The 25,182-nt window shown below is 44.3% G+C and carries 26 protein-coding genes and 2 pseudogenes; 4 read left to right on the top strand and 24 right to left on the bottom strand.

Annotated elements, in window-relative coordinates; translation table 11 throughout:
- Nucleotides 1–961: 961 nt before the first annotated feature.
- From HH215_RS36980 to rfbH, 5 genes and pseudogenes are all read right to left on the bottom strand, one after another.
- Nucleotides 962–2,041 (bottom strand): glycosyltransferase, encoded by a 1,080-nt coding sequence (locus HH215_RS36980; protein ID WP_375140514.1) that lies wholly within the window; start codon nt 2,039–2,041, stop codon nt 962–964.
- Between the two features lie 165 nt (nt 2,042–2,206).
- A pseudogene (locus HH215_RS36985) lies at nt 2,207–3,223 on the bottom strand (glycosyltransferase family 2 protein); the annotation flags it as partial.
- A gap of 37 nt (nt 3,224–3,260) precedes the next feature.
- Nucleotides 3,261–4,361 (bottom strand): CDP-glucose 4,6-dehydratase, encoded by a 1,101-nt coding sequence (gene rfbG / locus HH215_RS06690; protein WP_169279191.1) that lies wholly within the window; start codon nt 4,359–4,361, stop codon nt 3,261–3,263.
- A gap of 6 nt (nt 4,362–4,367) precedes the next feature.
- Nucleotides 4,368–5,147: a glucose-1-phosphate cytidylyltransferase gene (rfbF, locus tag HH215_RS06695; protein ID WP_169279192.1), complete on the bottom strand. Its 780-nt coding sequence runs from the start codon at nt 5,145–5,147 to the stop codon at nt 4,368–4,370.
- Nucleotides 5,144–6,469, bottom strand: coding sequence for a lipopolysaccharide biosynthesis protein RfbH (rfbH, locus tag HH215_RS06700; RefSeq protein WP_174887606.1), 1,326 nt, complete (start codon nt 6,467–6,469; stop codon nt 5,144–5,146). Before rfbH ends, rfbF begins: the two co-directional genes overlap by 4 nt.
- A 186-nt stretch (nt 6,470–6,655) precedes the next feature.
- Here rfbH and HH215_RS06705 point away from each other — a divergent pair, with 186 nt between their 5' ends.
- Nucleotides 6,656–8,059, top strand: a complete 1,404-nt coding sequence (locus HH215_RS06705) for a glycosyltransferase (protein ID WP_169279194.1) — start codon at nt 6,656–6,658, stop codon at nt 8,057–8,059.
- A gap of 21 nt (nt 8,060–8,080) precedes the next feature.
- On the top strand, nt 8,081–9,571 hold the full coding sequence (locus HH215_RS06710) for a glycosyltransferase (RefSeq protein ID WP_169279195.1): 1,491 nt from the start codon (nt 8,081–8,083) through the stop codon (nt 9,569–9,571).
- A 76-nt stretch (nt 9,572–9,647) separates the two neighbouring features.
- Here HH215_RS06710 and HH215_RS06715 read toward each other — a convergent pair whose 3' ends face one another.
- From HH215_RS06715 to HH215_RS06735, 5 genes are all read right to left on the bottom strand, one after another.
- Complete coding sequence (locus tag HH215_RS06715) at nt 9,648–10,415, bottom strand: SDR family NAD(P)-dependent oxidoreductase (protein WP_169279196.1); 768 nt, start codon at nt 10,413–10,415, stop codon at nt 9,648–9,650.
- 17 nt (nt 10,416–10,432) lie between these two features.
- Nucleotides 10,433–11,272: a fumarylacetoacetate hydrolase family protein gene (locus HH215_RS06720; RefSeq protein ID WP_169279197.1), complete on the bottom strand. Its 840-nt coding sequence runs from the start codon at nt 11,270–11,272 to the stop codon at nt 10,433–10,435.
- 2 nt (nt 11,273–11,274) lie between these two features.
- Nucleotides 11,275–12,276: a zinc-dependent alcohol dehydrogenase gene (locus HH215_RS06725; protein WP_254450395.1), complete on the bottom strand. Its 1,002-nt coding sequence runs from the start codon at nt 12,274–12,276 to the stop codon at nt 11,275–11,277.
- A gap of 12 nt (nt 12,277–12,288) precedes the next feature.
- The gene (locus HH215_RS06730; RefSeq protein WP_169279198.1) at nt 12,289–13,437 is read right to left on the bottom strand and encodes a mandelate racemase/muconate lactonizing enzyme family protein; all 1,149 of its coding nucleotides are present in this window, start codon (nt 13,435–13,437) and stop codon (nt 12,289–12,291) included.
- An 82-nt stretch (nt 13,438–13,519) separates the two neighbouring features.
- Nucleotides 13,520–14,155: a GntR family transcriptional regulator gene (locus HH215_RS06735; RefSeq protein ID WP_169279199.1), complete on the bottom strand. Its 636-nt coding sequence runs from the start codon at nt 14,153–14,155 to the stop codon at nt 13,520–13,522.
- Nucleotides 14,156–14,239: 84 nt separating this feature from the next.
- On the opposite strand from HH215_RS06735, the gene HH215_RS06740 reads away from it, so the two are divergent.
- Nucleotides 14,240–14,869 carry a GntR family transcriptional regulator gene (locus HH215_RS06740; protein WP_169279200.1) on the top strand — a complete coding sequence of 210 codons (630 nt, stop codon included), beginning with the start codon at nt 14,240–14,242 and terminating at the stop codon, nt 14,867–14,869.
- A gap of 25 nt (nt 14,870–14,894) precedes the next feature.
- Here the strand turns inward: HH215_RS06740 and HH215_RS06745 are convergent, their stop codons facing one another.
- From HH215_RS06745 to HH215_RS06800, 12 genes and pseudogenes are all read right to left on the bottom strand, one after another.
- Nucleotides 14,895–16,079: a chromate transporter gene (locus HH215_RS06745; protein ID WP_169279201.1), complete on the bottom strand. Its 1,185-nt coding sequence runs from the start codon at nt 16,077–16,079 to the stop codon at nt 14,895–14,897.
- A gap of 134 nt (nt 16,080–16,213) precedes the next feature.
- A complete protein-coding gene (locus tag HH215_RS06750; protein WP_169279202.1) occupies nt 16,214–16,774 on the bottom strand; it encodes a YdeI/OmpD-associated family protein in 561 nt (186 codons plus the stop codon).
- 322 nt (nt 16,775–17,096) lie between these two features.
- Nucleotides 17,097–17,288 (bottom strand): annotated as a pseudogene (locus tag HH215_RS06755) (DinB family protein); the annotation flags it as partial.
- Nucleotides 17,289–17,349: 61 nt separating this feature from the next.
- Nucleotides 17,350–17,958, bottom strand: coding sequence for a class I SAM-dependent methyltransferase (locus tag HH215_RS06760; protein WP_169279203.1), 609 nt, complete (start codon nt 17,956–17,958; stop codon nt 17,350–17,352).
- A gap of 15 nt (nt 17,959–17,973) precedes the next feature.
- Nucleotides 17,974–19,119, bottom strand: coding sequence for a hypothetical protein (locus HH215_RS06765; protein ID WP_169279204.1), 1,146 nt, complete (start codon nt 19,117–19,119; stop codon nt 17,974–17,976).
- Nucleotides 19,120–19,313: 194 nt separating this feature from the next.
- Entirely contained in the window at nt 19,314–19,772 is a 459-nt protein-coding gene (locus HH215_RS06770) for a GyrI-like domain-containing protein (protein ID WP_169279205.1), read from the bottom strand.
- A 109-nt stretch (nt 19,773–19,881) separates the two neighbouring features.
- Nucleotides 19,882–20,232: a VOC family protein gene (locus HH215_RS06775; RefSeq protein ID WP_169279206.1), complete on the bottom strand. Its 351-nt coding sequence runs from the start codon at nt 20,230–20,232 to the stop codon at nt 19,882–19,884.
- 171 nt (nt 20,233–20,403) lie between these two features.
- A complete protein-coding gene (locus HH215_RS06780) occupies nt 20,404–20,772 on the bottom strand; it encodes a hypothetical protein (protein WP_169279207.1) in 369 nt (122 codons plus the stop codon).
- A gap of 184 nt (nt 20,773–20,956) precedes the next feature.
- Nucleotides 20,957–21,445, bottom strand: coding sequence for a GyrI-like domain-containing protein (locus HH215_RS06785; protein WP_169279208.1), 489 nt, complete (start codon nt 21,443–21,445; stop codon nt 20,957–20,959).
- Nucleotides 21,446–21,528: 83 nt separating this feature from the next.
- Complete coding sequence (locus HH215_RS36990) at nt 21,529–22,098, bottom strand: VanZ family protein (RefSeq protein ID WP_169279209.1); 570 nt, start codon at nt 22,096–22,098, stop codon at nt 21,529–21,531.
- A gap of 175 nt (nt 22,099–22,273) precedes the next feature.
- On the bottom strand, nt 22,274–22,702 hold the full coding sequence (locus HH215_RS06795) for a hypothetical protein (protein ID WP_169279210.1): 429 nt from the start codon (nt 22,700–22,702) through the stop codon (nt 22,274–22,276).
- Nucleotides 22,703–22,808: 106 nt separating this feature from the next.
- Nucleotides 22,809–23,159, bottom strand: coding sequence for a VOC family protein (locus HH215_RS06800; RefSeq protein WP_169279211.1), 351 nt, complete (start codon nt 23,157–23,159; stop codon nt 22,809–22,811).
- 281 nt (nt 23,160–23,440) lie between these two features.
- Here HH215_RS06800 and HH215_RS06805 point away from each other — a divergent pair, with 281 nt between their 5' ends.
- Nucleotides 23,441–23,680 (top strand): hypothetical protein, encoded by a 240-nt coding sequence (locus HH215_RS06805; protein ID WP_169279212.1) that lies wholly within the window; start codon nt 23,441–23,443, stop codon nt 23,678–23,680.
- A 404-nt stretch (nt 23,681–24,084) separates the two neighbouring features.
- On the opposite strand, the gene HH215_RS06810 is transcribed toward HH215_RS06805, so the two are convergent.
- Nucleotides 24,085–24,450: a hypothetical protein gene (locus HH215_RS06810; RefSeq protein WP_169279213.1), complete on the bottom strand. Its 366-nt coding sequence runs from the start codon at nt 24,448–24,450 to the stop codon at nt 24,085–24,087.
- Between the two features lie 164 nt (nt 24,451–24,614).
- Nucleotides 24,615–24,968 (bottom strand): hypothetical protein, encoded by a 354-nt coding sequence (locus HH215_RS06815; protein ID WP_169279214.1) that lies wholly within the window; start codon nt 24,966–24,968, stop codon nt 24,615–24,617.
- Nucleotides 24,969–25,182: the final 214 nt, after the last annotated feature.

Consider the following 25,182-nt stretch of genomic DNA (forward strand, 5'->3'; position numbering starts at 1 on the left):
TGTTGCCCCTGTTACGCCTGGTTCCCCAGTTGAACCGGTTGCTCCAGTTTGACCCATAACTCCTGCTAGGCCAGTCGCTCCTGTCGGTCCTGTTACGCCTGGGTCACCAGTCGAACCCGTAGCTCCCGTTTGACCGGTAACACCAGTTACGCCTGTTGCACCCATAACTCCTGTTACTCCAGATGCACCTGTAGCCCCAGTGGCTCCCGTTGCCCCTGGATCACCAGTCGAACCCGTAGCTCCCGTTTGACCGGTAACACCAGTTACGCCTGTTGCACCCGTAACCCCTGTAACTCCAGTAACTCCTGTAACTCCTGTTTCTCCACCAGTTGCTCCTGTTGCTCCAGTTGCACCTGCAGTACCTGTAGCACCTGTAGCACCTGTAACTCCAGTAACTCCATTTGCTCCTGTATTGCCGCTAGCTCCTGTTACTCCTGTAGCCCCCTTTCGCCCCGTAGCTCCAGTAGGACCAGGCGGACCTGTTGCACCGGTAGCCCCCGTTGGTCCTCTTGGACCTGTTGGGCCTGTCAGTCCTATGGCTCCTGTTGCTCCCGTAACTCCCATCAAACCCTGTTCGCCTGTTGCTCCCTTCAGCCCTTGAGGCCCTTCTGGACCTTTTGGACCTCTCGGACCTTTCTTACAACATGCTTTTTTGACCTTTTTCTTTTTGCATTTACAACGTACTTCGCGACAAACCAAACACTTTATATATCTTTTTTTCTTCTTTTTCTGTTTACAAGTACAGCTTGATTTCCTTTTGACCGGTTTCTTTTTTTTCTGATCTTTCGGTTTATCACATTTGGTTGTTATCGTTTTATTTGCTTTTCGGGTTTTTATAGATTTTTTTTTTACTGAAGAACAGATAACAGTCAACGCCTGTCACCTCCATACAGATAAAGTATGAGGATAAGCGTTGACTGGGATAGACTGATTACTCAATGAAAGAAAAGAAATACGTTTTTCAACCAAACAAATCTTGAAAATATTTTTTATTATAGAGCATGCTTGGATGATTAGGATAATAAGACAAGGCTTTCTCGTTATGCTCGTAAGCTTTCTCATGTTGTCCTAGACGATCGTAACAAAGACACAACTGTAAATGAGGTAACCACGTCGAGTGAAATGGATTAACCAATCCCAAGTTGTTCTTATCGTGCCCCTGTTCCACAGCTACTGTAAACCAAAAAATCGCAGTTTCGTAATGCTTCTCTTCCAGAAAATATCCACCCAAAGCACAGCAAAATTCCGCTCTCGGTTTATCATAGGAAAGTGATCTGCACATCGCTTCAACCTGTTTCTCTCTTTGACCTAGACGACCATAACAATCGCCAATCCTCATACAGGCTTGTATATTATCTTCAATCCAGCCTTGTTTTCCTTTCAAAAACTTCTCGTAATACAGAATGGCCTTTCTAAATTGAGAATGATCGCGAAGCTCGTTTGCGAAATAATATAAATCTCTTGGCGTGAACGTCTCTCCGGATTGCTCTCTTTTTAAGTAAATTTGCAAATTACGGTCTGTATACACTTTATTTTTGCTATGCGTAATGCCTATGTCGCTGTTCTGTATATTGCCGGAGACAGCAAGATATTCATGAACGGCGCCGATCCATTGAAAGTTGCGATCTCTGCGAACTAATCTGTTTCGCCGCAGGCTCGAAGACACATTCCCAGCCTCGTCGAAAGCAAGATAATAGTGCATGCTCACGCTATCGACGTCCATGGTAAGTTTCTTTTTCAGTTTAATGAACAACTGCCGATCTTTCTCTGCAATTCGATCATCTGCGTCCAACCACAGGATGTATTTTTTGGTTGCCTGACTAAAGGCATAGTTGCGGGCAGCCGAGAAATCGTCGATCCATTCGAAATCGAAAATTCGGTCCGTGAATTGTGCGGCAATCTCCTTCGTACGGTCGGTTGACCCTGTGTCCACAATAACGATTTCATCTGCAATTCCCTTGACGGATGACAAACAATTAGCCAGTCCTTCCTCTTCGTTCCGAACAATCATGCACAGACTAATGGTAATCATCGTCCCGATTCCCCCTTCTTCCTCTGGTAAATCGTCCGGCACCGGATATCCTGCTGCTCTTCTGAACAGGTAACGGGAATACGGTTCATCGAAAGTTTCTATTTTTCGTTCATCAGTCAGAGAAACTCTATCCTCGCTGCCATCCATCGTAAATTTCAGGCTAGCCAGTTTCCTAATCATTTTCGCATCATAAACTTCATCTTGTTTCAGCCAAACGACATATTCCTGCGTTGCATTATCAAAGGCATATCGATAGGGACCTAGAGGGTCATCCAGTCCCGAATAACTAAATACAATCGAAGTATAATTTTTTGCGATCTTAATCGTTTGATCGTTGGAGCCCAGATCAACAATGACGATCTCCTCGGCAATATCCAGAATGGAAAGAAGAGATTGATCTATAGTAAGCTCGGCATTTTTTAACACCATGCAGAAACTAACCGTATGCTCCGGTTTATACATAAGCTGATGAATATCTATGCCCCACTTTTCCGTTGCTTCCCGACGATTTTGTTGCAAGAGCATAGCGAGGTTGTAACCTTCTAGATTAAGCATAGTCGCATGACCGAAATGGTGGATGAAGGAATCATGAACGACCCGTAACAAGTAACCGCCTTGCAACGCGCGTAAACATAGATCGTCGTCTTCGTAGTTCCCAAGTTCATAGCGTTCATCGAAGCCGCCTATCTCGTCTATTAGGCTTCTCTTCGCTAATAGACAGAACCCGATCAAACGACGCACGTCGGTATAACACCCTGCATTTTCTTGACAGTGACTTCTTGCAAAGGGTTCGAGCCCGCTCAAGTCGTTATAAGTAACCGGAATGCATTGATGTCCGCTTGAGTAGTTCGTAACGGGACCGACCAGTCCGACTCTTTCATTGTCATGCAGCACGCGCAACATGTTTTCTAACCAATGCATCGTTACGATCGTATCGTTATTTAAGAAGAGGATGTTGTCCCCCGTTGCCAGCTTGATTCCTTGGTTGCAGCCTTTAGCAAAACCAAGATTCTCTTCGTTCTCATGAACGATAACATCGGGTTGCCTTCTTAGATAAGTAACCGTGTCGTCCGTGGACCCGTTATCAACGACGATAAGTTCATAATCGTTCGTATGGTGCCTAATGCTATTCAAACACTTTTCGGTTAATGGCAATTGATTATGCGTCAAAATCACGATGCTGGTTGTCATTTGTTCACCTCAATATCAGAAAGCTTACTTTCCACGGCTAATCGGTTGGCTTAACACTTTCGCGCGAATATGCATCTAATTGTTCTAAACAAAGAGCCTTCATATCGGCTTGTTTCCGGTAAGCTTGAAACCAATCCACCGTCTTTTCCAATGCCGTCTTCACGTCCCATACCGGCTCCCAGCCCAAAGCGCGCCTTGCTTTCGAACTATCCAAACTAAGATTGTCGGCTTCATGGGGATTGCTCCCTTGCGACAATTCATAGAAGTCATACTCTCCCCAGAGCGTTCCGATCGTCTGGACCAACCACTCCACGCTTTTCGAGTTCGCATCCATAGGTCCGAAATTCCACGCATCCCCGAATTCCGTTCCGCGCTCTACCATCTTTTGCGCTAACAGCAAATAGCCCTGCAACGGCTCTAGTACATGCTGCCAAGGCCGAGTAGCCTGAGGATGGCGTACTTCCAGCTTACTTCCGGACAATAAAGCCCGCATACTGTTAGGAACGAGTCGATCTTCAGACCAATCGCCTCCTCCGATCACATTGCCCGCTCTTGCAGTGGCTACGCTAAGACCATGATTCGCATAATCCTTATGATGAAAAAAGCTGTTTCGAAAAGAAGCGGTAACGAGCTCGGAACATGCTTTACTGTTGGAATAAGGGTCAAAACCGCCCAGCCTGTCGATTTCACGGTAGCCCCAGGTCCATTCCTTATTTTCATAACACTTGTCCGTAGTCACATTAATAATGGCTTTAATGCCTACTCCGTCCCTAATCGACGTTCTCGCCGCATCGAGGAGATTAACGGCTCCAAGCACGTTGACCTCAAAGGTTTCTACTGGATATTGATAAGAATATCGGACAAAAGGTTGAGCGGCCATGTGGAAAATAACTTCGGGTTGCGTGTCTTGAATAGTATCTAGCAACGCTGTTCGATTTCGAATATCTGCCGTCACGGAGCGCATCGTTTGTTCAAGTTTGCATAATGAATGCAAATTCGGCGAGGTCATCGGTTCCAACGCGTAACCGGTTACTTCTGCTCCTAAAGACTGAAGCCACAAACTAAGCCAACTTCCCTTAAATCCCGTATGTCCGGTAATCAACACTTTTTTGCGCGACCAGAAATCGTTACTTGGCATTGTTCCTCATCCGTTTCTATTCCAGGAGGCTTTTCCCGTTTTCCACAGATCCTCCAGGTAGTTTTTGTCGCGAAGGGTGTCCATGGGATGCCAAAAACCGGTATGATGGTACGCCATCAGCTCGCCGGATTTGGCCAGAGACTCCAACGGTTCTTTTTCCCATACCGTCGCATCCCCTTCGATAAAGTCAAATACTTCAGGCTGCAATACAAAAAAACCGCCGTTGACCCATCCTCCGTCCCCCTTTGGCTTCTCCACGATTTTTAGCACCTGACTCTCGCCGGAAATGTGCAAAGCCCCGAATCGTCCGATAGGCTGCGTCGCGGTCAACGTTGCCATTTTCCCATGCGAATGATGGAAATCGACTAGCTTTCCAATATCCAGATCCGAAAGACCGTCTCCATAAGTCAGCATGAAGGGCTCCTTCTCCACGTACTTCTGTATTCTTTTCAACCTTCCGCCCGTCATCGTATCTAAACCCGTATCTACTAGAGTGACTTTCCAAGGGTCCAAGTCGCGGTTATGCAAGGTCATCTTCTTGGTGTCATTCCCGAACTCGAACGTCACATCGGAGCCGAATAAATGATAATTCGCGAAATATTGTTTAATCGCGTTTCCTTTATAACCGAGACAAATAATAAACTCTCTAAAATCGTATTTTGAATAACTGTTCATAATATGCCATATCATCGGCCTATCGCCGATTTCAATCATCGGTTTCGGTTTTAGATGGGTTTCCTCGCTGATTCTTGTTCCATACCCTCCGGCTAGAATAACTACTTTCATGAATGAGAACTCCTTTTCAACAGCGTAAAAAAAACATCGACAACGTGCTGCAGCATTTCCGAGCTAAGTCCCGGATACACGCCAATCCAAAAAGTATCGTTCATAATCCGATCCGTGTTCCGCAGCTCGCCAACGATTCGGCAGTTCATGTCTTTGTAAGCAGGCTGACGGAGGATATTCCCGGCGAATAACAACCGGGTACCGATACGATGTTGTTCCAGCGCTTGCACGAGTTGATTACGCGTAAGGGGGGCATCTTCCCGTACCGTTATTGGAAACCCAAACCAACTTGGATCGCTTCCCTCGGTGGCCTCCGGTAATATGAGAACATCTTCTAGCGGTTTTAGAGATGCCTTTAAGAAGGCGAAATTTTGCTTTCGTTTCATTATGAACGCTTCAAGCTTATTCAATTGAGCAACGCCGATTGCCGCTTGCATATCGGTTACTTTCAAGTTGTAGCCAATGTGGCTATACGTATATTTATGATCGTAGCCTTGCGGGAGATCTCCATGCTGCCAGTCGAACCTCTTGCCGCACGTGTTATCTTTGCCGGGTTCGCACCAGCAATCCCTTCCCCAGTCCCGAAACGATTCTACTATTTTTTTCAGTTTTGGCGATGAGGTTAGAACGGCTCCTCCCTCGCCCATCGTAATGTGATGCGCCGGGTAGAAACTTACGGTCGCCAGATCTCCGAACGTTCCTACGCGGTTTCCATGATACATCGTCCCAACGGCATCGCACGTATCTTCAATCAGCCACAAGCCATACTGATCGGCGATTCGTTTGACTTCGTCGACGCGGAATGAATTGCCGAGCGTATGCGCGATGACAATGGCTTTCGTTTTATGGCTTATTGCGGCTTCCAAGAGCGAAGTATCTATATTGTACGTAGGAATATCCACATCTAAAAAGACGGGAACAAGACCGTATTGAACAATCGGATTCACCGTTGTAGGGAACCCGGCGGCTACCGTAATCACTTCGTCCCCCGGTCGAAGTCTGCGCTCCCCCAGCTGAGGCGAAGTTAACGCTGCTAAAGCTAACAAGTTAGCGCTTGAACCGGAGTTAGTCAAGAGCGCATACCTGCAATTCATGAACTTGGCGAATTCACGCTCGAACTTTAGCGCGTAACGGCCTGTCGTTAAGTTAAAATCGAGGGACGCGTCGACTAATTGCACGACCTCGTCTTGATCGAATACCTTACCGCTAACGGGGATATAATCAACGCCTGGTCGAAACGCCTTCGGAGACCACTTCTCCACATAGAATGCGGCCGTTAATTCTAAAATTTGTTTTCTAAGATTTTGCTTGGACAACTCCATCGGTGTTGAATCCCCCTGCCCCATCTTAGTCGCATGAAAATTCGCATATTGGGCGAAGCGATATGCTCATTTTTTAAATATATGCTGGGCTTCGAAAATGTTTAATCTATTCCTCCCTTCGATCATTCATCGCCTCATCTGAATAGGATGCTCTTAAGCTTCGGAGAAGGAGGCGCTAATTGACGGATGGACATCACGCCTGAGCGAATTTCGATCGGACATGGCGTATCTTTAAGCGCGCCTTATACGTTAAAGGTAATTAACGACGAGAATGAGTTGCCGGCTATCCTTCTTGGCGACGGATGCCGTATCCAGCCTGGACTGACGATCGTCGCCAAGCACCAAGTCACGCTGGAACGAAACGTACTCATCGACCCCCATGTTCACATCAGCGATCACGTAGACATGGACGTCAAACTGCCGACGGGGGCACCATTTCCAAACCTAGGTGATTCCTCTACAGAGGGGGAAGTTCATATTTGCGAGGGGGCTTGGATCGGTGCTCATGCTATTGTGCAAGGTGCCGTGCGCATTGGCAGGGGCAGCGTTGTAAAACCGAACAGCGTCGTAGTAAGAGACGTCCCCGACTATTGCGTCGTAGCGGGGATTCCCGCTGAAATCGTTCAACTGTATGAAACGTCTTCCGTAAGCTGGGTTCCCGTCACCGGAGATGATCATGCGAGCGAGCTTCTTGCAACACGACGCCGACATCCTCTGCTTTCGATCTGCCTTCCTACATTTAATCGCGCTCCTCATCTGGAACACTGCTTGCAATCCATTTACGATCAGATCGGTGATCATGAATTAATAGAAGTAATCGTTTCCGACAATGCTTCTACGGACGCAACGGCGGAAATTGCGACTCGCTACGCTTCGCGTTATTCGAATATGAAATACGTGCGCAACGAAGAAAATATCGGCGGGGACCCGAACATATTCCGCGTTATGAATTTGGCGCAGGGTACATTCGTCAAATTGCAGGGTGACGATGATTTCTATGTAGAAGGAACATTAAATGCGTTGCTTCATGTTCTGCACAGCCATAGCGATTGCGGTATCGTTCAGGTCTTCGTGAGAAACGGAGACGGACGAATATGGACCGGGACCGGGATGAGCGCTTATCTGGATGCGACATCCATATACGCGACTTTCATTAGCTCCATCGTCTTGCGCCGCGAGGATCTCGTGAAAATAAAAGAGCCTGCATTATTTCTGCGCTCTTCGTTTAATCAGCTGTATCTCCAATATGCGATTCTGGAGGAAAACCCCAAATTCTGCGTAATGAATAGCAGTATGTTCACATACGGAGGCGGCTCTTCCGAAGGATATAATTTTGGCGAGATTATTTTCCATAGCTACCAGTCGATCCTGCAACATTTCATAGGTAGGGGACTGACGATGGACGACTTTCTTAAAGAAAAGAAAAGAACTCTCTTTGAATACGCTCTTCCGTGGTTCGATCATATTATCAGGACGAAAATGGAAGGCAATACGGACCGGTTCGAAGACATATACATCGATCATTACAAAGATGAGCCTTACTACGAAGAGGGTTTGAGCATCATTGCTTCTATTCTAAAAAGCACCTGACCAACAGAGAGGAGCACAGGCATGCCGGTGTCCATAGATCCGCAAATAGCCGCTACCTTTTATCGTTATGGGGAGTCGTCATTCCTTGATGTCAGTGGGCAGTTCCATCATCCCGAGCAAATATCTATCGGAAGCGACGTAAAGATCCGTGGTGATTATTCGCTAGAAATCATTGCAAACGAAATCGGACCAAAGCCGAAAATCATTATTGGCGATGGCTGTATATGCGAACAGGGACTTATGATGAGTGCTTTAAATCGGATCGAGCTTGAAAGTGACGTCATAATTGAACCCCGTGTCTATATTTCGGATGCCGAGCATGATTACCGTCAAGTCGGCATACCCGTAAAGGCGCAATCGTTCATTGAAACCTCAGGCGAGGTGCTTATCGAGAAAGGGGCGCGCATAGGTGCAGGCTCTGTTATTGTCGGTAATATCCGTATAGGTCGTTACAGTATCGTGCAGCCCGGAAGCGTCGTCGAACAGGATGTGCCGGAGCAATGCATGGTGAGCGGAGCCCCAGCGCAAATCATACAAATATACGAGCCGGTTCTAGATAGATGGGTCGATATGGGCAAAAAGATGGAAGCTTCCGATCATCGCCTATTAAAACCTAGGCAAAAGCCCCCCCTACTCTCGATATGCATTCCGACTTACAATCGATCGGCCAATTTGGACCGCTGTCTGAATTCGATATTACCGCAATTAGAAGCTGGCGCTCCCGTGGAAGTGCTTGTTTCGGACAATGCCTCCACGGACGATACGCCTGATGTCGTTAAGCGGTATGCGGACCGGTATCCCTTCTTGAAATATTCTCGCAATAACGAGAATATAGGTGGAGACCGGAATATCTATCGCGTCATGCGCGAAGCTCGGGGAACGTTCATCAAGATGCAAGGGGACGACGATTATTACGAAGAAGGCACGCTAATGCCGCTTATCGATATTGTGAGAAGCCATCGCGATTGCGGGATTATTCACATTCATACGTATAACAACGACCGACGCGTGTATACGGCCGAAGGTGCTCAAGCGTTTCTCGCTACGGCGACTATGATGTCTACCTTCATTTCAGGCATGATTTTGCGAAAAGAGGATTTGGATCAAGTCGAGCAGCCCGAACGGTTTCTGAATTCCTCCTTCAACCAAATGTATCTTCAATTCGCCATATTGATGAAAAACCCTAAGTTTTGCGTCGTGAATTGGAGCATGTTTCAATTCGAAGGGAATCAACCAAGCGGTTATAATTACGGCGAAGTAGTGTTTCGTAGCTATCAGTCGATCTTAAAATACTTTATTGGTAAAGGCCTAACGGAAGACAACCTTCGCGAGGAGAAAATGCGGTCTCTCTTCAGCTTTATTCTACCTTGGTATAGAGGCATTATCGTAAATCGTTACCACACGGATATCAGTCGGTTCGAGGATATTTTCAGCGAACATTATCATGACGAGCCCTACTATGAACAAGTTCTAAATGAGATTCGGGCTTTAACTGCGGCTGCACAAAGCTAGAGGTCTATCGTCTATGGTGCGGCGATTTGAGCAAAAAAACAACGCAGGAGTTTACCTGCGTCATCTTCGTTTACCTTTATAATTCGGCCGTCATTCCGCCATCCGCCACTAACGTCGCTCCCGTCATGAACGAATTGTCCGGGCTTGCGGCGAACATGACGACCGCCGCAATCTCTTCCGGCTGTCCGATCCGACCGATGGGTTGCGACTCATCCCATTGTTTCATGATTTCTTCTCGGGGCGTATCCAAGTTTCTCACGCTGCTCTCCAGCATCGGCGTTCGAACCGCGCCGGGCAGTACCGTATTGGCGCGAATATTTTGCTTGGCATAATCAAGAGCGATGGCTCGCGTTAACCCTACGATTCCGGCTTTGGAAGCGGAATAGGCAGAATAGCCATCGAGCGTCGCAACCGCATGAACGGAGCTAACGTTCACGATCACCCCGCCCCCCTGCTCTAACATGGACGGAATGACTCCCCGACAGAATAAGAATACGGAAGTCAGATTGTTCGTTATCACGCCGTTCCATTCGTCCAGACTCATATCCGTTAATCGAACTTGCGGACAAACCGCCGCGTTGTTCACCATAACATCTATTCTTCCGAACTGTTTCAGCGTTTCCTGGACAATCCGCTTCACGTCATCTTCGGCCGCTACGTCTGCCGCCATCGCAACTGCGCGATAACCCATTTCCGTAATTTCATTGGCCACGGTCTCTACTTTGCTAAGCGTACGGCCTACGATAACGACCGCGGCGCCTGCGCCGGCAAACTTGTGCGCGATCGAGCGGCCGATCCCGCCGCCACCGCCAGTAACGATAACGACTTTATCTTCCCAGCCCATGGTACACCTCATAATGTTTAGAATTGATCGGCCACGAATGTATTCCGCAACGTCCCGATGCCTTCAATCGTCGCTTCCACGACGTCGCCGGGCTTCAACCACACTTGCGGCTTCCTCCCCATTCCTACGCCCGGAGGGGTGCCTGTGCTGATGATATCGCCCGGCTGAAGCGTAATCGTGTTGGAGAGAAACGAGACCAGGTAAGGAATGTTGAAGATCAATTCCTTCGTATTTGAATTTTGCATCGTTTCGCCGTTTAACTTGAGCGAAATGCTCAGATTGCCTGGATTCTCAATCTCGTCTGCGGTGACGATCCAAGGTCCCATCGGAGCGAAACCATCGATCGCCTTGCCGCGAGTCCATTGCGGCTCGTTCAATTGAATATCCCTTGCGCTAACATCGTTCAGAACCGTATAACCGAATACATAATCCATTGCGGATTCCAAAGGTACGCGCTTCGCCGTCTTGCCGATGACGACCGCTAGCTCGACTTCATAATCGCATTGAGAGACTTCGGCCGGAATGACGACTTCATCGTCATGGCCGGTCAGGCAGTTGTTATACTTAGGGAACAACACCGGCACCTTAGGAACCTGCATATTCGATTCGATCACATGATCATGATAATTAAGCCCGATGCAGATGATTTTCTCCGGATCGGTTAACGGGGATAAAAGCTTCACTTCATCGAGTCGATAGGAAGCTCCTTCCTGCAAGGAATAGATGTCGGATTCACGAATAACATCGCGCACCGTTCCTGCGGTACTAAGCGCGACGACCGTAGAATCTCCCTTGAGTAGGCCGACCTGGAGTTTACGCGCTTCATCTTGCAGGTGATAGAATTGCAAAAGCTTCATCGTTAATACTCCTCCTGTTCCAAGCTTAGAAAGATTTTAGCTACTTTTCCCGGTCCGCCTATCAACCGCTCGAAGCAAGCTCCTCCGTCAACTATCGGAGCTGTCTCTACCCAAGGAAGAATATCGATTCTTCCTTGTCCGATCCATAATATCGCCGTCTCGAAGTCTTCCTGCGAATAGGCGAATGCGCCTTTCGTACTGATCTCGTTACGGATCATATCGTTGATCGGGAGCTTACTATCCGCTTCATGCAATCCCGTGAAGACGACTTTGCCTCCCGCGCGCGTTGCCTTAACGCTGTTCTGCCTCGTCACTTCAGCTCCGACAGCGTCGATGACGGCATCGAACCCGTTCCCGTCCGGTAGATCCTTAACCGCGATTCCGCCGAGTTCCCTCGCGATCTCAAGTCTAGCTTCGTTCAAGTCTACGATGACCGCATCCCTGATTCCGTACTCTTTCGCCGCCAGGAGCGTGAATATACCGATCGGCCCCGCGCCATAGATCAGAATCCGATCCGTCGGCTTTAATTGCAACAAACGGCAGATATGGATTGCACAGGCGAACGGCTCTGCCAAAGCGCCTTCTTCGAACGATAGTCGATCTTCCAATCGGTACGCGTTTCGCGCCGGAACCGCAACGTACTCTGCGAAAGCCCCTGGTCTATGAGCACCCAGTAAGTTTCTAGCTGCGCATAATTGCGATTGTCCGTTGCGACAGTAGCCGCACGTTCCGCAAGTGATCAGAGGATTTGCCGTTACGCGATCCCCCGGTTGGAAGCCGCTCACATGTTCTCCAATCTGCTCGATCACGCCCGCAAATTCATGCCCCATGATCAGGGGCGGCTTACGCAACGAATTATGTCCTAGATAGCCGCTAAGCTCGGATCCGCAGATGCCGGCTCTCTTGACGCGAATGAGTATCTCATCCGGCTTTACTTCCGGTCGCGGAACTTCCCGCATGTTCATCGTTCGCGGTCCCTCGTACACCAATGCCTTCATGCTCATGATCTTTGCCCCCTATTCGACCTTTTCCCGCTTCTCCCAGCCTTGTTTGAACAACGGCAGCCAGTGTCCCGGATCGTACGGATACTTGGATGCTTCCTCCAGATTAAACTCTACGCCAAGGCCTGGGCGTTCCGGCGGTTGCAAATAACCGTCCACTACCTTAAAGGGAGGGGAGAAAATATCCTGCGCCCACGAGTGGTTGAAGTCGTCGAAAATTTCATGCAGGAAGAAGTTCGGCGTAGCCATGTTCAAATGCGAGCAGACGATCGAACAGATCGGCCCTTGAGCGCTATGAGGAGCCGTCACGCCATTATGCGCATGGACCATCCCGCATATTTGTTTCGATGCGCTTAGGCCCAGGAACTGCGGTTCTAGTTGGATAATGTGAACGGCATCATGTTTCAGCAATTCCGCGAATTGCTCGCGGTTGTAATAATCTTCTCCGCATGCAATCGGAACCGGGCTTCGTTTGGCCACTTCGATAACCGACGAAACGCGATAAGGAGGTACAGGCGCCTCGAACCAGGTCGGGCTATATGGAGCCATGGCATCCGCGAATTGTAACGCCGTATGCACGCTAAAGCGATTGTGGCCTTCGATCAGAATATCGACATCGGGTCCTACCGCTTCTCTAACGGCAGCTATATTACGTACGGCAAGAGTAAAGTCCGCGCGTTCGACCGTTCGCCACGCCGGTCCGAAGGGATCGAACTTCAAAGCGGTATAGCCCTTGTCGACGACCTCCTTCGCTTGGTTGTAGAAGCTATCTTCATCCGCGCCGCCGCGATACCAACCATTCGCATAACAACGAAGCTTGTCATGACACCTGCCGCCGAGTAGCTTGTACAGGGGTTGACCGGTGACTTTGCCCATGATGTCCCAGCACGCCGTTTCGATGGCGGCAAGGGCGGAGCCTTGAACTTGGCCGCCGTCTGAATAAACATCTCGAATCATTTTAAGCGAAATCGTTTCCACGTCGAACGGATCCATCCCGAGCACCAAATGCTTCAACTCGTGTATGGCCGCCTCAACCGTCTTAGCGAGCCCGTTCAGAGTGCCTTCGCCCAATCCGGTAAAGCCTTCATCCGTATCCACCTGGACGAACAACCAATTTTTCCAAGGGTTTCCTACGATATAAGTGCGAACATCGGTAATCTTCATGTTACGTAACCTCCAGTATTATAGGAATGAACTAAACGTAACATGAACCTATTAGACGCTCAAGATGTCTCACTTGTATACATCAAAGCATGATTTGTTTCACGAACTCGATATGATTTCTGATCAGCTGCACCGTCCACGCCGCGTCTTCGCCTTCGAGCGCATCGCGAATTTGCTTATGCTCGTTCAGGCTGCCCCACAACCGTTTCTTATTCTTATAGAAGGTCGTCCGCACAGCCATCAAGAACTTATCTTGTATTCTCGACATCGCGTCCGCGTATTCCTCATTGGACAATCCAGCTATGATCACCTCGTGAAATTCGCGGTCCAACTCCACGTAGCCTACGATATCCTCCTGTTTAACGGCTTCGGCTTGCTTAACCAGATTTGCATCGAGCTTAGCGAAGAAATCCCGATCCATTTTGCCGGTCAAATGACTTACCGCGAATGTCTCCAGCGATAACCGCAATTCATAGATATCCATAATCTTCTTAAGCGAAATTTCCTGAACGACGAACCCCTGATTAGGCATAAGCTTTACTAGCCCCATCATCTCAAGCCGATCCAACGCCGAACGGATGGGTGTCTTGCTCATCTGCAGATGCTCGCTTAGCCATTTTTCCGAAAGAAACGTACCTCCTTCCCACTCCCCGTTCACTATGCTCATCTTTATTTTCTGAAAGGCGGTATCTCTAAGCGTCATTCCCGTAAAGGACATCCCTCGATCTTCCTTTCTTGCGCTTCTTGTTCTATGATTATCATACTCGTTATCCAAGAGACCCGATAGAGAGGGAACAGACGAATGGGAAATCTATCTTTGCGTCAACAGGCGTATGCACAAATTTTGGACTGGATCGAAAGCGGAGATTTTCCTAAAGGTTCGGTAACCTCGGAAGTCCAACTCAGCAAGATGCTTGATATGAGCCGAACCCCAATTCGGGCTGCCCTTCAGCAGCTCGAGCTAGAAGGATATGTCCGAATCGCGTCCAAACACGGCATCCTGATCCTAGACTCTTCTTCCCAGAGAGTCAGCGACTTGCTAGAGATCATCGCATCTATGGTGCTGTTCTCCGTAAGTGGATCATGGAAGTCCAAACAAGATGAAATAGGCGACTTGTCGAACAACAGGCTGGAAGCTTATCAACTCTTGATTACGACTAGGCAAGATGATCTTAATGAACTTATCGTGTTTGAATACGAGCTGCTTCAACGATTCATTATGCTCTGCAATAATAGCGAAATGACCAAATCATTTCAATCCGCTGTCTCACGATTATTCTGGAATCGAAACTACAGACGATGGCAAGCTCCCTACGCCGGTCAAACCTCCATTCAAGTCGATAAGCTGATTCGTTCAGCATCTTCGGACTTGGCAACTTTTCAAGAAGCATTATTCGACTATCTGCACACGCTGAAGCTGACATGGCTATAAAGATTAGAGTACATCCCGTAATTCGTTAGACCAGTTGAAAATAGCTAATGGCTACTCCACCTAATGCACCCGTGATCACCACTACCCAGGACGGAGTTTTCCAATAAGCAAGCATGCCGAATAATATAGCCGCCAAAGCGAAATCCGCTGGAGCTAATATTGAACTCGTCCAAATCGGGTTATAAAATGCTGCAACTAGAATACCTACCACTGCCGCATTTATCCCTAGGAGAGCGCCTTGTACTTTAGGTTTTCTTCGTAAGGAATCCCAGAACGGCAATACCCCAATGACCAATAGAAAAGCCGGCAGAAAGATTGCCACAGTAGCTACTATTGCTCCCAGCCAACCATTCATAATGGTCCCTATATAAGCTGCAAAAGTAAATAAGGGACCAGGTACAGCTTGGGTAACGCCGTATCCGGAAAGGAACTCTTCGCTTGATATCCATCCCGTTGTTACGACTTCCCTCTCCAGGAGCGGAAGAACGACATGTCCTCCCCCAAATACAAGAGAACCTGCCCGGTAAAAGCTATCAAACATCACAATCCAATGAGAAGACGTTAACTCTCTTATTGCGGGTAGCAAGAATAACAATCCGAAAAAAACAACCAAACAGGCGACGGCTATATCTCGTTTAATGGTCACTTGAATTTCTGACAAATCGGTAACCGTTGATTTTCTGTAGAGAAATAAACCCGCAATAGCGGCAAGGAAAATAATCGAAATTTGGCTAAGCGAAGTTTGCCACAATAAAGCGATTACAGTCGCTGCAATGGCTATTGTTGCTCGATTACGGTCAGGTATTAATTTTTGCGCCATACCAAGTATGGCATGAGCGACAATGGCTACGGCTACTATTTTCAGACCATGAATCCATCCCGTTGCGCCGATATCTAATCCTTTCATCGTAAATGCAAAGAGTACGAGCGCTAGGAATGACGGAAGTGTGAACCCGATCCAAGCGGCAACGCCTCCTAATAACCCCGCGCGCATGGTTCCTATGCCTATACCGACTTGGCTGCTTGCAGGTCCAGGCAAAAACTGACAAAGAGCTACTAAATCGGCGTAACTTCTCTCATCTATCCACTTTCTTCGTTTTACATATACGTTGTGAAAATAACCAAGGTGAGCAATGGGGCCTCCAAATGACGTTAATCCGAGTAGAGTAGAAACCCAGACGACTTCTGCCAATGACTTAAGCTTATTCATGAGTATTACTTTACCTCCACCCTGATCTCCAATTCTAATATCCCCATTTTATCACCGTTTGTTTATCGCAATGTAAAAAAGCTATCCCCTCGTCATCTTCATGACTTGAGGGACAGCCTCCGGCTACTATAGATTTAATATTCTAAGAGGCGACCATCATCATTCCATTGACCATACATTTTATTAATACGGGTTTGTTCGATGAACTTTGTCAATCGATTTTGAAATAACTTTGCATCGTTCCGGACCGACTGGATATTGTCGATTTTGATTCTCACATATAGGTCCGGCATGGCCTGAAAATGACGATATAGCGTTTCATCCTCACGTAATTGCGCTAAAATATCATCTTGAATAACGAAAGATTCCACTTTCATATCGGGCAACACGCGATTTCCTGCTTCAGTCATCATACCTAGTTTAGCTAATCGCCGGACTCGTTCTTTGTTGAGCTCTGTCCAGTTACTTCTTTTACTTCTAGGTGAAAACCGTTGCGCGGTTTGGGTGTTATCTATCCTCTTTTTTGTACTATCAATCCAACCAAAACACAAAGCTTCTTCAACTAAATCTAAATAACTTACGGGATCATGATTTGCAGTTACTGCCCAACAATAATCTTCTGAATCGTGATTATCGCTTAGCCAATTTCGCCATTCTTGTCGCGAATGAGCTTGGACGATTTTATCAATAATCATTTATTGTTTCCTCCGTTACGAAATGGTAGGGGGATTGGCTGTTGACGCTACTTATATAACCGCTATCATCGTAATTCGTTATGATTTCGTGTAGCATCGCGCTCGCATCGGGTAAATCCAGCAAGGGTGCGGAAGAACGATGTAACAGGTTAGCGTAAGCATTTGAAGGGATAGATGTGCTAAGCGCGACGCCTCCAATAATGCATACGCATAGGAGAAGGGCAATAAGGTCACTACGAATATCTTTCGTATCTTGTCGAGACATAAGTCGCCCTCTCTTACACCGATTTATTACTTATCGTAATATCCTTTCGAGCAATTTTCAACCAATATTTCCCACGCCGGAACTAAACCACCTTCTAAGCTGATTAATATGAGCTTGATGATAGCGACTATGGTCTGCCATATGCCATATACCCCAGCGGATAGTGGCTTTCTTTTCATTTTCATGACCAAAAGTGACAACTTTATCTAGATCAGCATCCGATAACCGCGAACATGAATCTTTCAACAATCGGCGACATTCCAGCTTCGCCTTGTAAATCGTATAGCATCCTAGCTCGTCCTCCTTTCATTTATTCTTTGTTTGGCGACGCCCACACCAAATGAAAAATATTAAACTTGTAGCGTTCCATATGGTGAATATGAATCCGGGACTGTTGAAAAATATTGATCATATTACGATTCAGATGGCAGCCGACAACACGTTGAAATAACGGTTCGATGATCTTTTGGGTGCTGCCGATCCATCGGTTCGAGCTGAGACCATGCTCCATTAGTAAAATCTGACCGCCCGGCTTGCACCACCTGCTAAAGGATTCCAACACTTTAACCGGATATTCGTAACCGCAAAAGGATAATGTCGAGACGATCGTATCGAATGAGTTATCCGGAAACGAAATCGATTCAATATCGGATTGAATGAATGTGGCCCGAACTTGGCTAGCCGCAGCGGACTCTTGCGCCTTGGACAACATAGCAGCGCTGAAATCGACAGCAGTCACATCCACGTCTTTGGGGTAAAAGCAAAAATTCGCTCCGGCCCCGACTGCTACCTCGAGAACCTTCCCCTTCGCACTCCCGATCAATTTCTCCCGCCATTTCCTTTCGGACTGCTTCTTCCTCCTCATTTCGTAAATTTGGGATTGGTTATCGAATTTACGGATGAGTTTCTGTTTGTCCATTGTTGCCTCCTCATTTCATTGGACAGGCTTTGATATATTGAATTGATCAAAACGAAATTCTGAATCGCTTAAAATGAAATACTCGATACGATCAGGATTTAATTCGTTTGCTATGAAGCTAAGCAAATATATCGAATTTTGCCAATTGTTCCGATCCGTTGCTTCAAACATATTCATGGATTGCAACCTGTCTTCAATCCACTTAAAGTTGTAATTAAGACTCAAAGAATCATTGTAAGTGGGATCCCCATAAATGCGAAGCACTTCTTTTCGATCAGTCGGCATGCTCAACCCTTTATTAGTTGCAACCAGCGAATCCAATGAAGGAACAACTAAAATTGCCGCTACGAGATCCTCACGATAATAAACGGAGAATGAATCGTACGAGTCCATGACAACGGAGGAGTAATTAAGGGGACTATCCGGTTTTCCGTATAATGCCTCCACCTCTTTTCGTGACATGCCCAGCGAAATCCGTTTATCATCTCTGTCGTTAATCCCGGTTATTTCCTCCTCGGCAAAAGTCGGCTTGTTAGGAACAGGTTCGGTGTACCGTTCTTCCATAAATTGGGTAAAAGCGGCCTGTACAACTTTTATCCCAGAAACATTGTCAGATGGGCTGATCCCAAATCTTAACGTATATACATCTGTTCTGCCTTTTCCGTCTTGAATGGCTTTCCCGTAAATCTGCTTCAGCTTTCCGTTTACCATCTGAAATACGTAATCACCATTCCGGTCTGTTTTTAAGGACGGTTGGCCGATCTTTGACAAAACCTTTTTCCATGGGGATCCAAATTTGTATTGACCATTTAATGATGTCTCATATCCTGTCGCAAAGATGGATGCCGCCTTTCCATTTAAATAGCCAACGAGCACAGTGGGAGTAGAACCGTAAGAATAGCCTTTAAAATCAGCACTTTCCACTTCGTTCGGCTTTCCAAGCAACCGGTCAATCTGTACCTTGGTCATTCCGGGACGAAGCGCAATCCGTTTCTTCTGGCTCATGACCTGAATCGTTAAATACGGATGTTGAATGACACTCGCAATGACCAAATTCGAACTACTTGCAGCTCGAGCATGATACGGACTTGCGAAAGACATACATATAAAGGCTACGATAAACATTGTTGTAAGCAGCCTTTTACTTGTCCCTGACAACATGATCCTCTCCCAGCCTTATGTTTTATCTATTTAATTTCGTCGGATTCCGTTTTGTGAATACTTAAAATGGCATCCAGCTAGTCATACTTATAATTCTCTTATTCTAGAATGAATCTAAAATAAATAGCGTTCTTGTATTCCGAAGGAACCCTTTGCGATTCTTAGATGGGCTTTCTCTAAACAACTCTCAGATTCTATATAATTGTGTCATACAAGTCTATTTCAATATCTTCTATTTCATTAGATCCCCATTCATCAGATATCTCCAGATGCCAGGATCTTTGTAATCTTTCAAGTCTATTTTCTTCTATCCATTTATGTAGCTTTTCATATGTGTTTCTAATTTCATGATTGGGTCCCTTATGCCTTATAACTGCATACTTTTGTTTAGGAACTACTAAAGAAACCATTCCCTCAGGAACTTTATTAATTTCTTTTACCTCAATACATACCCAGTAACCATCCTCCTCTTCGGAAAAATCATCAACGACAAATGCCCCTACAAGTCTTGTTGGATTTACAGCGTCATTAATCTCGTTCAGTCTTTCTTTAAGTTTAAGAGAAGCCTTGGGGATTTCATTGACATATTGATCACCTGGACAAATTACTCTTATTCCAACTAACTTCTTTTCATTGAGTTCGACTACTCGCACATAACCAACTCCTGCTTTATTTGATTTTATGTGTCCGGCTAATTCCACTTCCATGCTATCTAAGAAAAAAGGAGAATCTGCTTTGCAGATCTCCTCTAAAGTTAATCCATTACTTATTCTGAATTAATCCAATTCCGTTGCCTACAGGGTCAACTAAATATGCTAAATAGAAATTATCAAATTCCATCTTATCTCTTACAATCTGAGCTCCTAATTCAACTGACTTCTTAATAGATTCTTCGATATCATCTACCTCGATTTGAATTCTTGTGCCATGAGGAAAATCACTCGGTCCTTTAGAAATGCCGCCATGAATTCCTGGTTGATTATCATCGCCAGTTGTCACGGGATAGTACCCCCAATTGGGTTCTGAAATCTTCCATCCAAACACCGAAGAATAAAATGCCGCTGCACGTTCAGGATCTTGACTACTTAAGTCAAATAAAACTACTCTCCCCATAAAGAAACCTCCACAAAAGGAATAGATACCCAATTAAAATAATAACGAATGTTTGTTCGTATGTAAACTTATTTTAAAGTTATCTATAAGCTTGCCATTCAATCTCCAAAAATCCCTATAATACTGTGATTGTGCTTCCTTCTTACCCTTCTTCTATGAAAATCACTCAAATTATTCAGTCTCTGCACTGTCTTTAACTTCTTTATTTCCATTGTTAATCTCTTCAATTAAGAAGTCCTTACTCAAGATAGTAAATAACAAGAACATTCCACCCAATAATGTTAAAATTGCTCCTAGATATTCATATGATTCTATTTTACTCTTGATAATAATGTTAAATTGGTTTGTATCCATTCCACCACGATTTCCTAAGAATCGCTCAGCAGAATGGAAGCCCCAATTCGTACTATTCAAAATGAAAACTATTCCAATAATTATTGAAGTGGTTGCTAAAAACAGTAAAAATAAATGTTTTGGGCTAACTTTCATATTAATCTCTCCTTCTCTTGGCATTGTTTCAGCTAGCTTTCTTGTATTCACGAACCCTCACTGGATTAAGTAAGCGATAGCGAGCGGGTCCAACGGACTTAAACACAGTGCAGGGTTGTCTTCTGATTCCGTTTCTAAGTAATCACTTCTGCAGACCAAGCGGCGACAGTCGCGCAGCGTGAATATGGTTTATCCAATGGACTTGCCTTCTACGATTATGCTGAATCTCATTGAATTACTTGATGTCTCGTTCTTCAATAGGAAAATATAAATAAAGTTCCTCGTTTGCTTCTACTGGGTTGTAGAATTCATGTATTGCTCCAACAATTGTATATTGGTTAGTTGGTAAATAATCATTGATCATATAATTGAATATCTCTTGATATGTACTTTGACTGCATTTCATTACTGCAAATTTATATGAAGGAACTATCCATTTTGTCCATCCAATTGGAGCAATCGAGTTCTCCAACACTTCACATCCAGCTAAATATTTACCCTGATCTGTCCAACGTTTAAAGCTCTCGGATAAGTCACTCATCGCCCCCCAAAGCCCAACGATATTACCTTCCGCATCAGTCTTTGCTAATGTCCGAATCTCTTCAAAGTTATTATTTGCTTCTTGCCAAAGGGGATAAATCCAATCTTGGCTGTCGGCTGCAAAGCCCTGTCCTAACTTTCCGATAACTGCAAATGATCCCTTCTTTTCTAAAAATGCGGACATACTACACTCTCCTAACGATTTGGCTTAAAGCTGATAACAAGTCTGTAAGGACCGAGGGAAAACCCCCGAACACAAATATGGTGCTATCGGACGATGAGGTCTTCTTTTATCCATTTTCGAAATATGCTTCTGTAAATAATCGTTACAAAATTAAAAAGCATTATCCCAATAATTGCTCCAATGGAGTTTAATATCAAGTCATCTATATCAAATTGTCCCAATCCTAAAATTAATTGAATTACTTCAAGTGATAAACTCGTTAGTGTAGCATACGAAAATATCCTTCGATTAGAGTTGCTCTTATACATCATTGCAGAAATTATTAATCCAAATGGTATAAAGAGAATTGTATTCCCTACCACATTTATATATCCAATCCTCCAATTCTCATTATTAATAACATAATTATAAATAGTTCTGAAAGGAATCAAATTACTATAGTAATAAATTTTGATCTTAATGCTTTCCCAATGAAGTTGAGTTTGTATTCTTTCAATTATGAACGATTGCGAGTGCGAATATTTAAATAGAACAACCTTGAACAAAATTGAAAGATAAACAAGAAAAATTGACCAAACAATTACAAGGTAAATTAATCGTTTGACCTTCAAATTTGTTTTCACCTCAATTTCAATTAACGTTCTTACATTCACGACGTCCAATCTCCTTAGATAAGCACCTATCCTAGGGTGAACGATGTGTCAGGCTAATTCCGCTTCCCTGCTACTGAAATGCTTCTTCTAATCAACTTCAAACTTGTACCGGACCGCGGGGCGTACCCGATGCGTAAATGTAGTGTTAGGTAATTTCGGCACCTTCCTTTCATTATCAAGAATTATGTTTCTGGCCTTCATAAAGTAACCTTATAAACACATGACCTAAAATAAAAAAGATTTGTGGTATCCCGATGTAAAGGGGTATCCCCACTTCCCATAAAACAAAATCCCAGCCAAATAACTTATTCCAATCACCAGAAACAAATTTATCGTTATCATTCATCATCTTACTTATTCCGAATACTGTTGATATTAGAATCCAAGTCATAAGCACTATTACACCGATCAGGCCCTTATATCTATTTATAATTCTTGCAGAGATTAACAACAAAATAGCTAGAATAGAATTGAATATAACAAAAAGATAAATACTGCTTTTAACGTACTGATCATCTACATATTTTAATGGCCATGTGTCCATTAATAATCCAGCAAATATGAATGAAATGTATATTGCAAAAGCACCTATATAGCCCTTCATAGCAATATTCCCTTCAGCTCCGATTTTACCTAACGTTCTTGTATTTACGACGTCCCACCTGCTAACTAATGTTACCGTCTTCAAAGCGTGTACTGAAAATAACATTCTACTGTTGAGCAAGAATATTTACTAATTTTCCAAATGGATCTCTTACATAAAATCTTCTCACACCCCAAGGTTCATTTACAGGTCCGTATTCTATCTGAAACCCAGCTTCTCTGATTCTTGTATATGCGGTATCAACATCGTCAACTTCAATTGATATGTCAGGGGTCGGAGTCTCAGATCCCCCTTGCGAAGCAATTGAAATTTGTACTTTCATATCTTGATCAAATCCATAAGTTGTAATCCAACCCTGATCCATTATTAAATGGAGTCCTAGAGCATCTTGATAAAAGGATTTAGCCTTTGAAACAGCATCTGAATGGATGTTTGTTACAATCCGTTTTACTTTCATAATTACCCTCCGTTTTGGGTGAAATAGATCTTTTTGATGTCATTGATGTCTCAACTCTCGTGGATTTCCGATAACGTTGTATTCAAGACATCCCACCGACTTAGACCACGAAGTGGCCGGGTGCGGTGCGCTTAGTCGTTGCGGATATGTCCGGTTGATCGAGGGCAAAGGCCGCAGCACGTGAATATGGTTTATGCGATGGTTCGTTCTTCTTGAATTACATTCAAATTTCTTTTGTTGAGTTAATATAATTATTGCTCTTGAATAGGGAGGTTCACTTTATGAAATGGTCTACAATTAGAGAAAATTATCCAGAAAAATGGGTTCTAGTTGAAGCAATAGACGCTACATCAGTGAATAGCAACAGGGTTATTAAGAAAGCTATGAAAATTGAAATGTATAATGGGCTTCCTACTGTTTCCATAAACTTGAAGTATAAATTAGGTTCCATCCAATTAGAACAAGTTCTTATAGAACAATGGAAGAGCCATAAGAATGTATGGTGTAGGTGGACAAAGTGAAGTTTGTTACACAATCAGTTTCTGGCATCGTTTTTTTTAGTAGATTTACTCTTAAATTAGATTTTGAAAGTTATTCATTTTACTGATTTTATCGAACTTGCGTATAACGTTCTTTTATTCATGAATCCTCACCGGCTTAGATAGCTCTTATATTAGCTGGAGTATGGTTGTCCACTGATTCTGTTCCCCCGAACATAATCAACTTTTTTGACTACTCAATAGAAATTATTTCTTTCGTTTTTGCATTAACCTTCACAAAATGATATTTACTTTTGTCTGTTTTCCCTTCATACAAGATTCTCCAACTTAAATCATCCGGTACGAATTCAGCTTGTACCAAGAAGATTTTTATTTGCTCATTTTCATCTGGAAATGGTATTTTGTTCACCTCAAAAGGCAAATAATTACTCACTTATACAATCAAAATACTTAGGAGTATTAGTCCATTCTTTATAATCAATTGGACCTTTTACTTCTAAAAGTGAGAAGAAATATCTATATGGCTCTCTACATTGCGTCAAATCAGGAAATTCACCTATGCTTTCGTATCCTCTTTTGAATGCTCGTGCTCCATTTGAAGTTAAATTACATTCAATTGTGACTAAATCTAATTCTCTAGGTCCGATGACATATGCTTCAGTGTCGACTATGGCTGTTACCCTCTTATCATCAAATAGTAGTTGACGTGAATCCATGTCCACCATCACAAATGAAGAAATACTAGGTGCCGGATTTACTTGTAGTTTTTTTATAATCTCATTATGAATCATTTGTTCTTCTTCACTTTTTTTGTAATACTTATTTGATATTTCAGTTATGACTCTGGCGAGCCTAGCATTGAATTGAGAAGTTGGAAATCTACAAGTGCCTTTTATGTTCCCACACTCTTTGAAAGTATGTTTATGTATAATCGCTAAGTCTCTTCCGAAATTCTCTAAAAAACTTCAAGGTTGATGTTGGAAAAAGAACCATTCTTGCCAACCATCATATCAACGACAACAAATTCAACATCATTAATAACTTGTTTCCTTTTCACTTGCGGGATCGAAATTGGACTGACTTTACTCAGTTCTACATTAATAAACTCTATATCAAATGTTTTGTTTAGTTCAGTTCCAAATAAAGTTCTGCAACCATATAAAAACGGTGCATCGGAATCTTCTCGAACTCCCGAAGCCCTGACGACAACTTCTTCTTTTGAAGTTCTGATAAGCCAAACATCACTAGCATGACCACCAAGAGAAATTTGTGATTCAATTGGTTCATTAAATAACGCTTGAAAGTTCAAATTAATCATTCCTTATAAATTTGAAATAATTTTACCTTCGCTGTCCATTTCACTTAGATAGCTCTGCAGCGTGAATATTGTGTTATCAGAAGTCCTACTTATGTAAGCAACACGCTGTTCGCCTCCTGGATTCTCTGATTGATGTTATCGTTTATTTTTGCTTTGCGCTGATTTCGTCTAACGTTCTTGAATTCACGAAGTCGATCTTCCATAG

This window comes from Cohnella herbarum (assembly GCF_012849095.1).
GTDB classification, from domain to species: domain Bacteria; phylum Bacillota; class Bacilli; order Paenibacillales; family Paenibacillaceae; genus Cohnella; species Cohnella herbarum.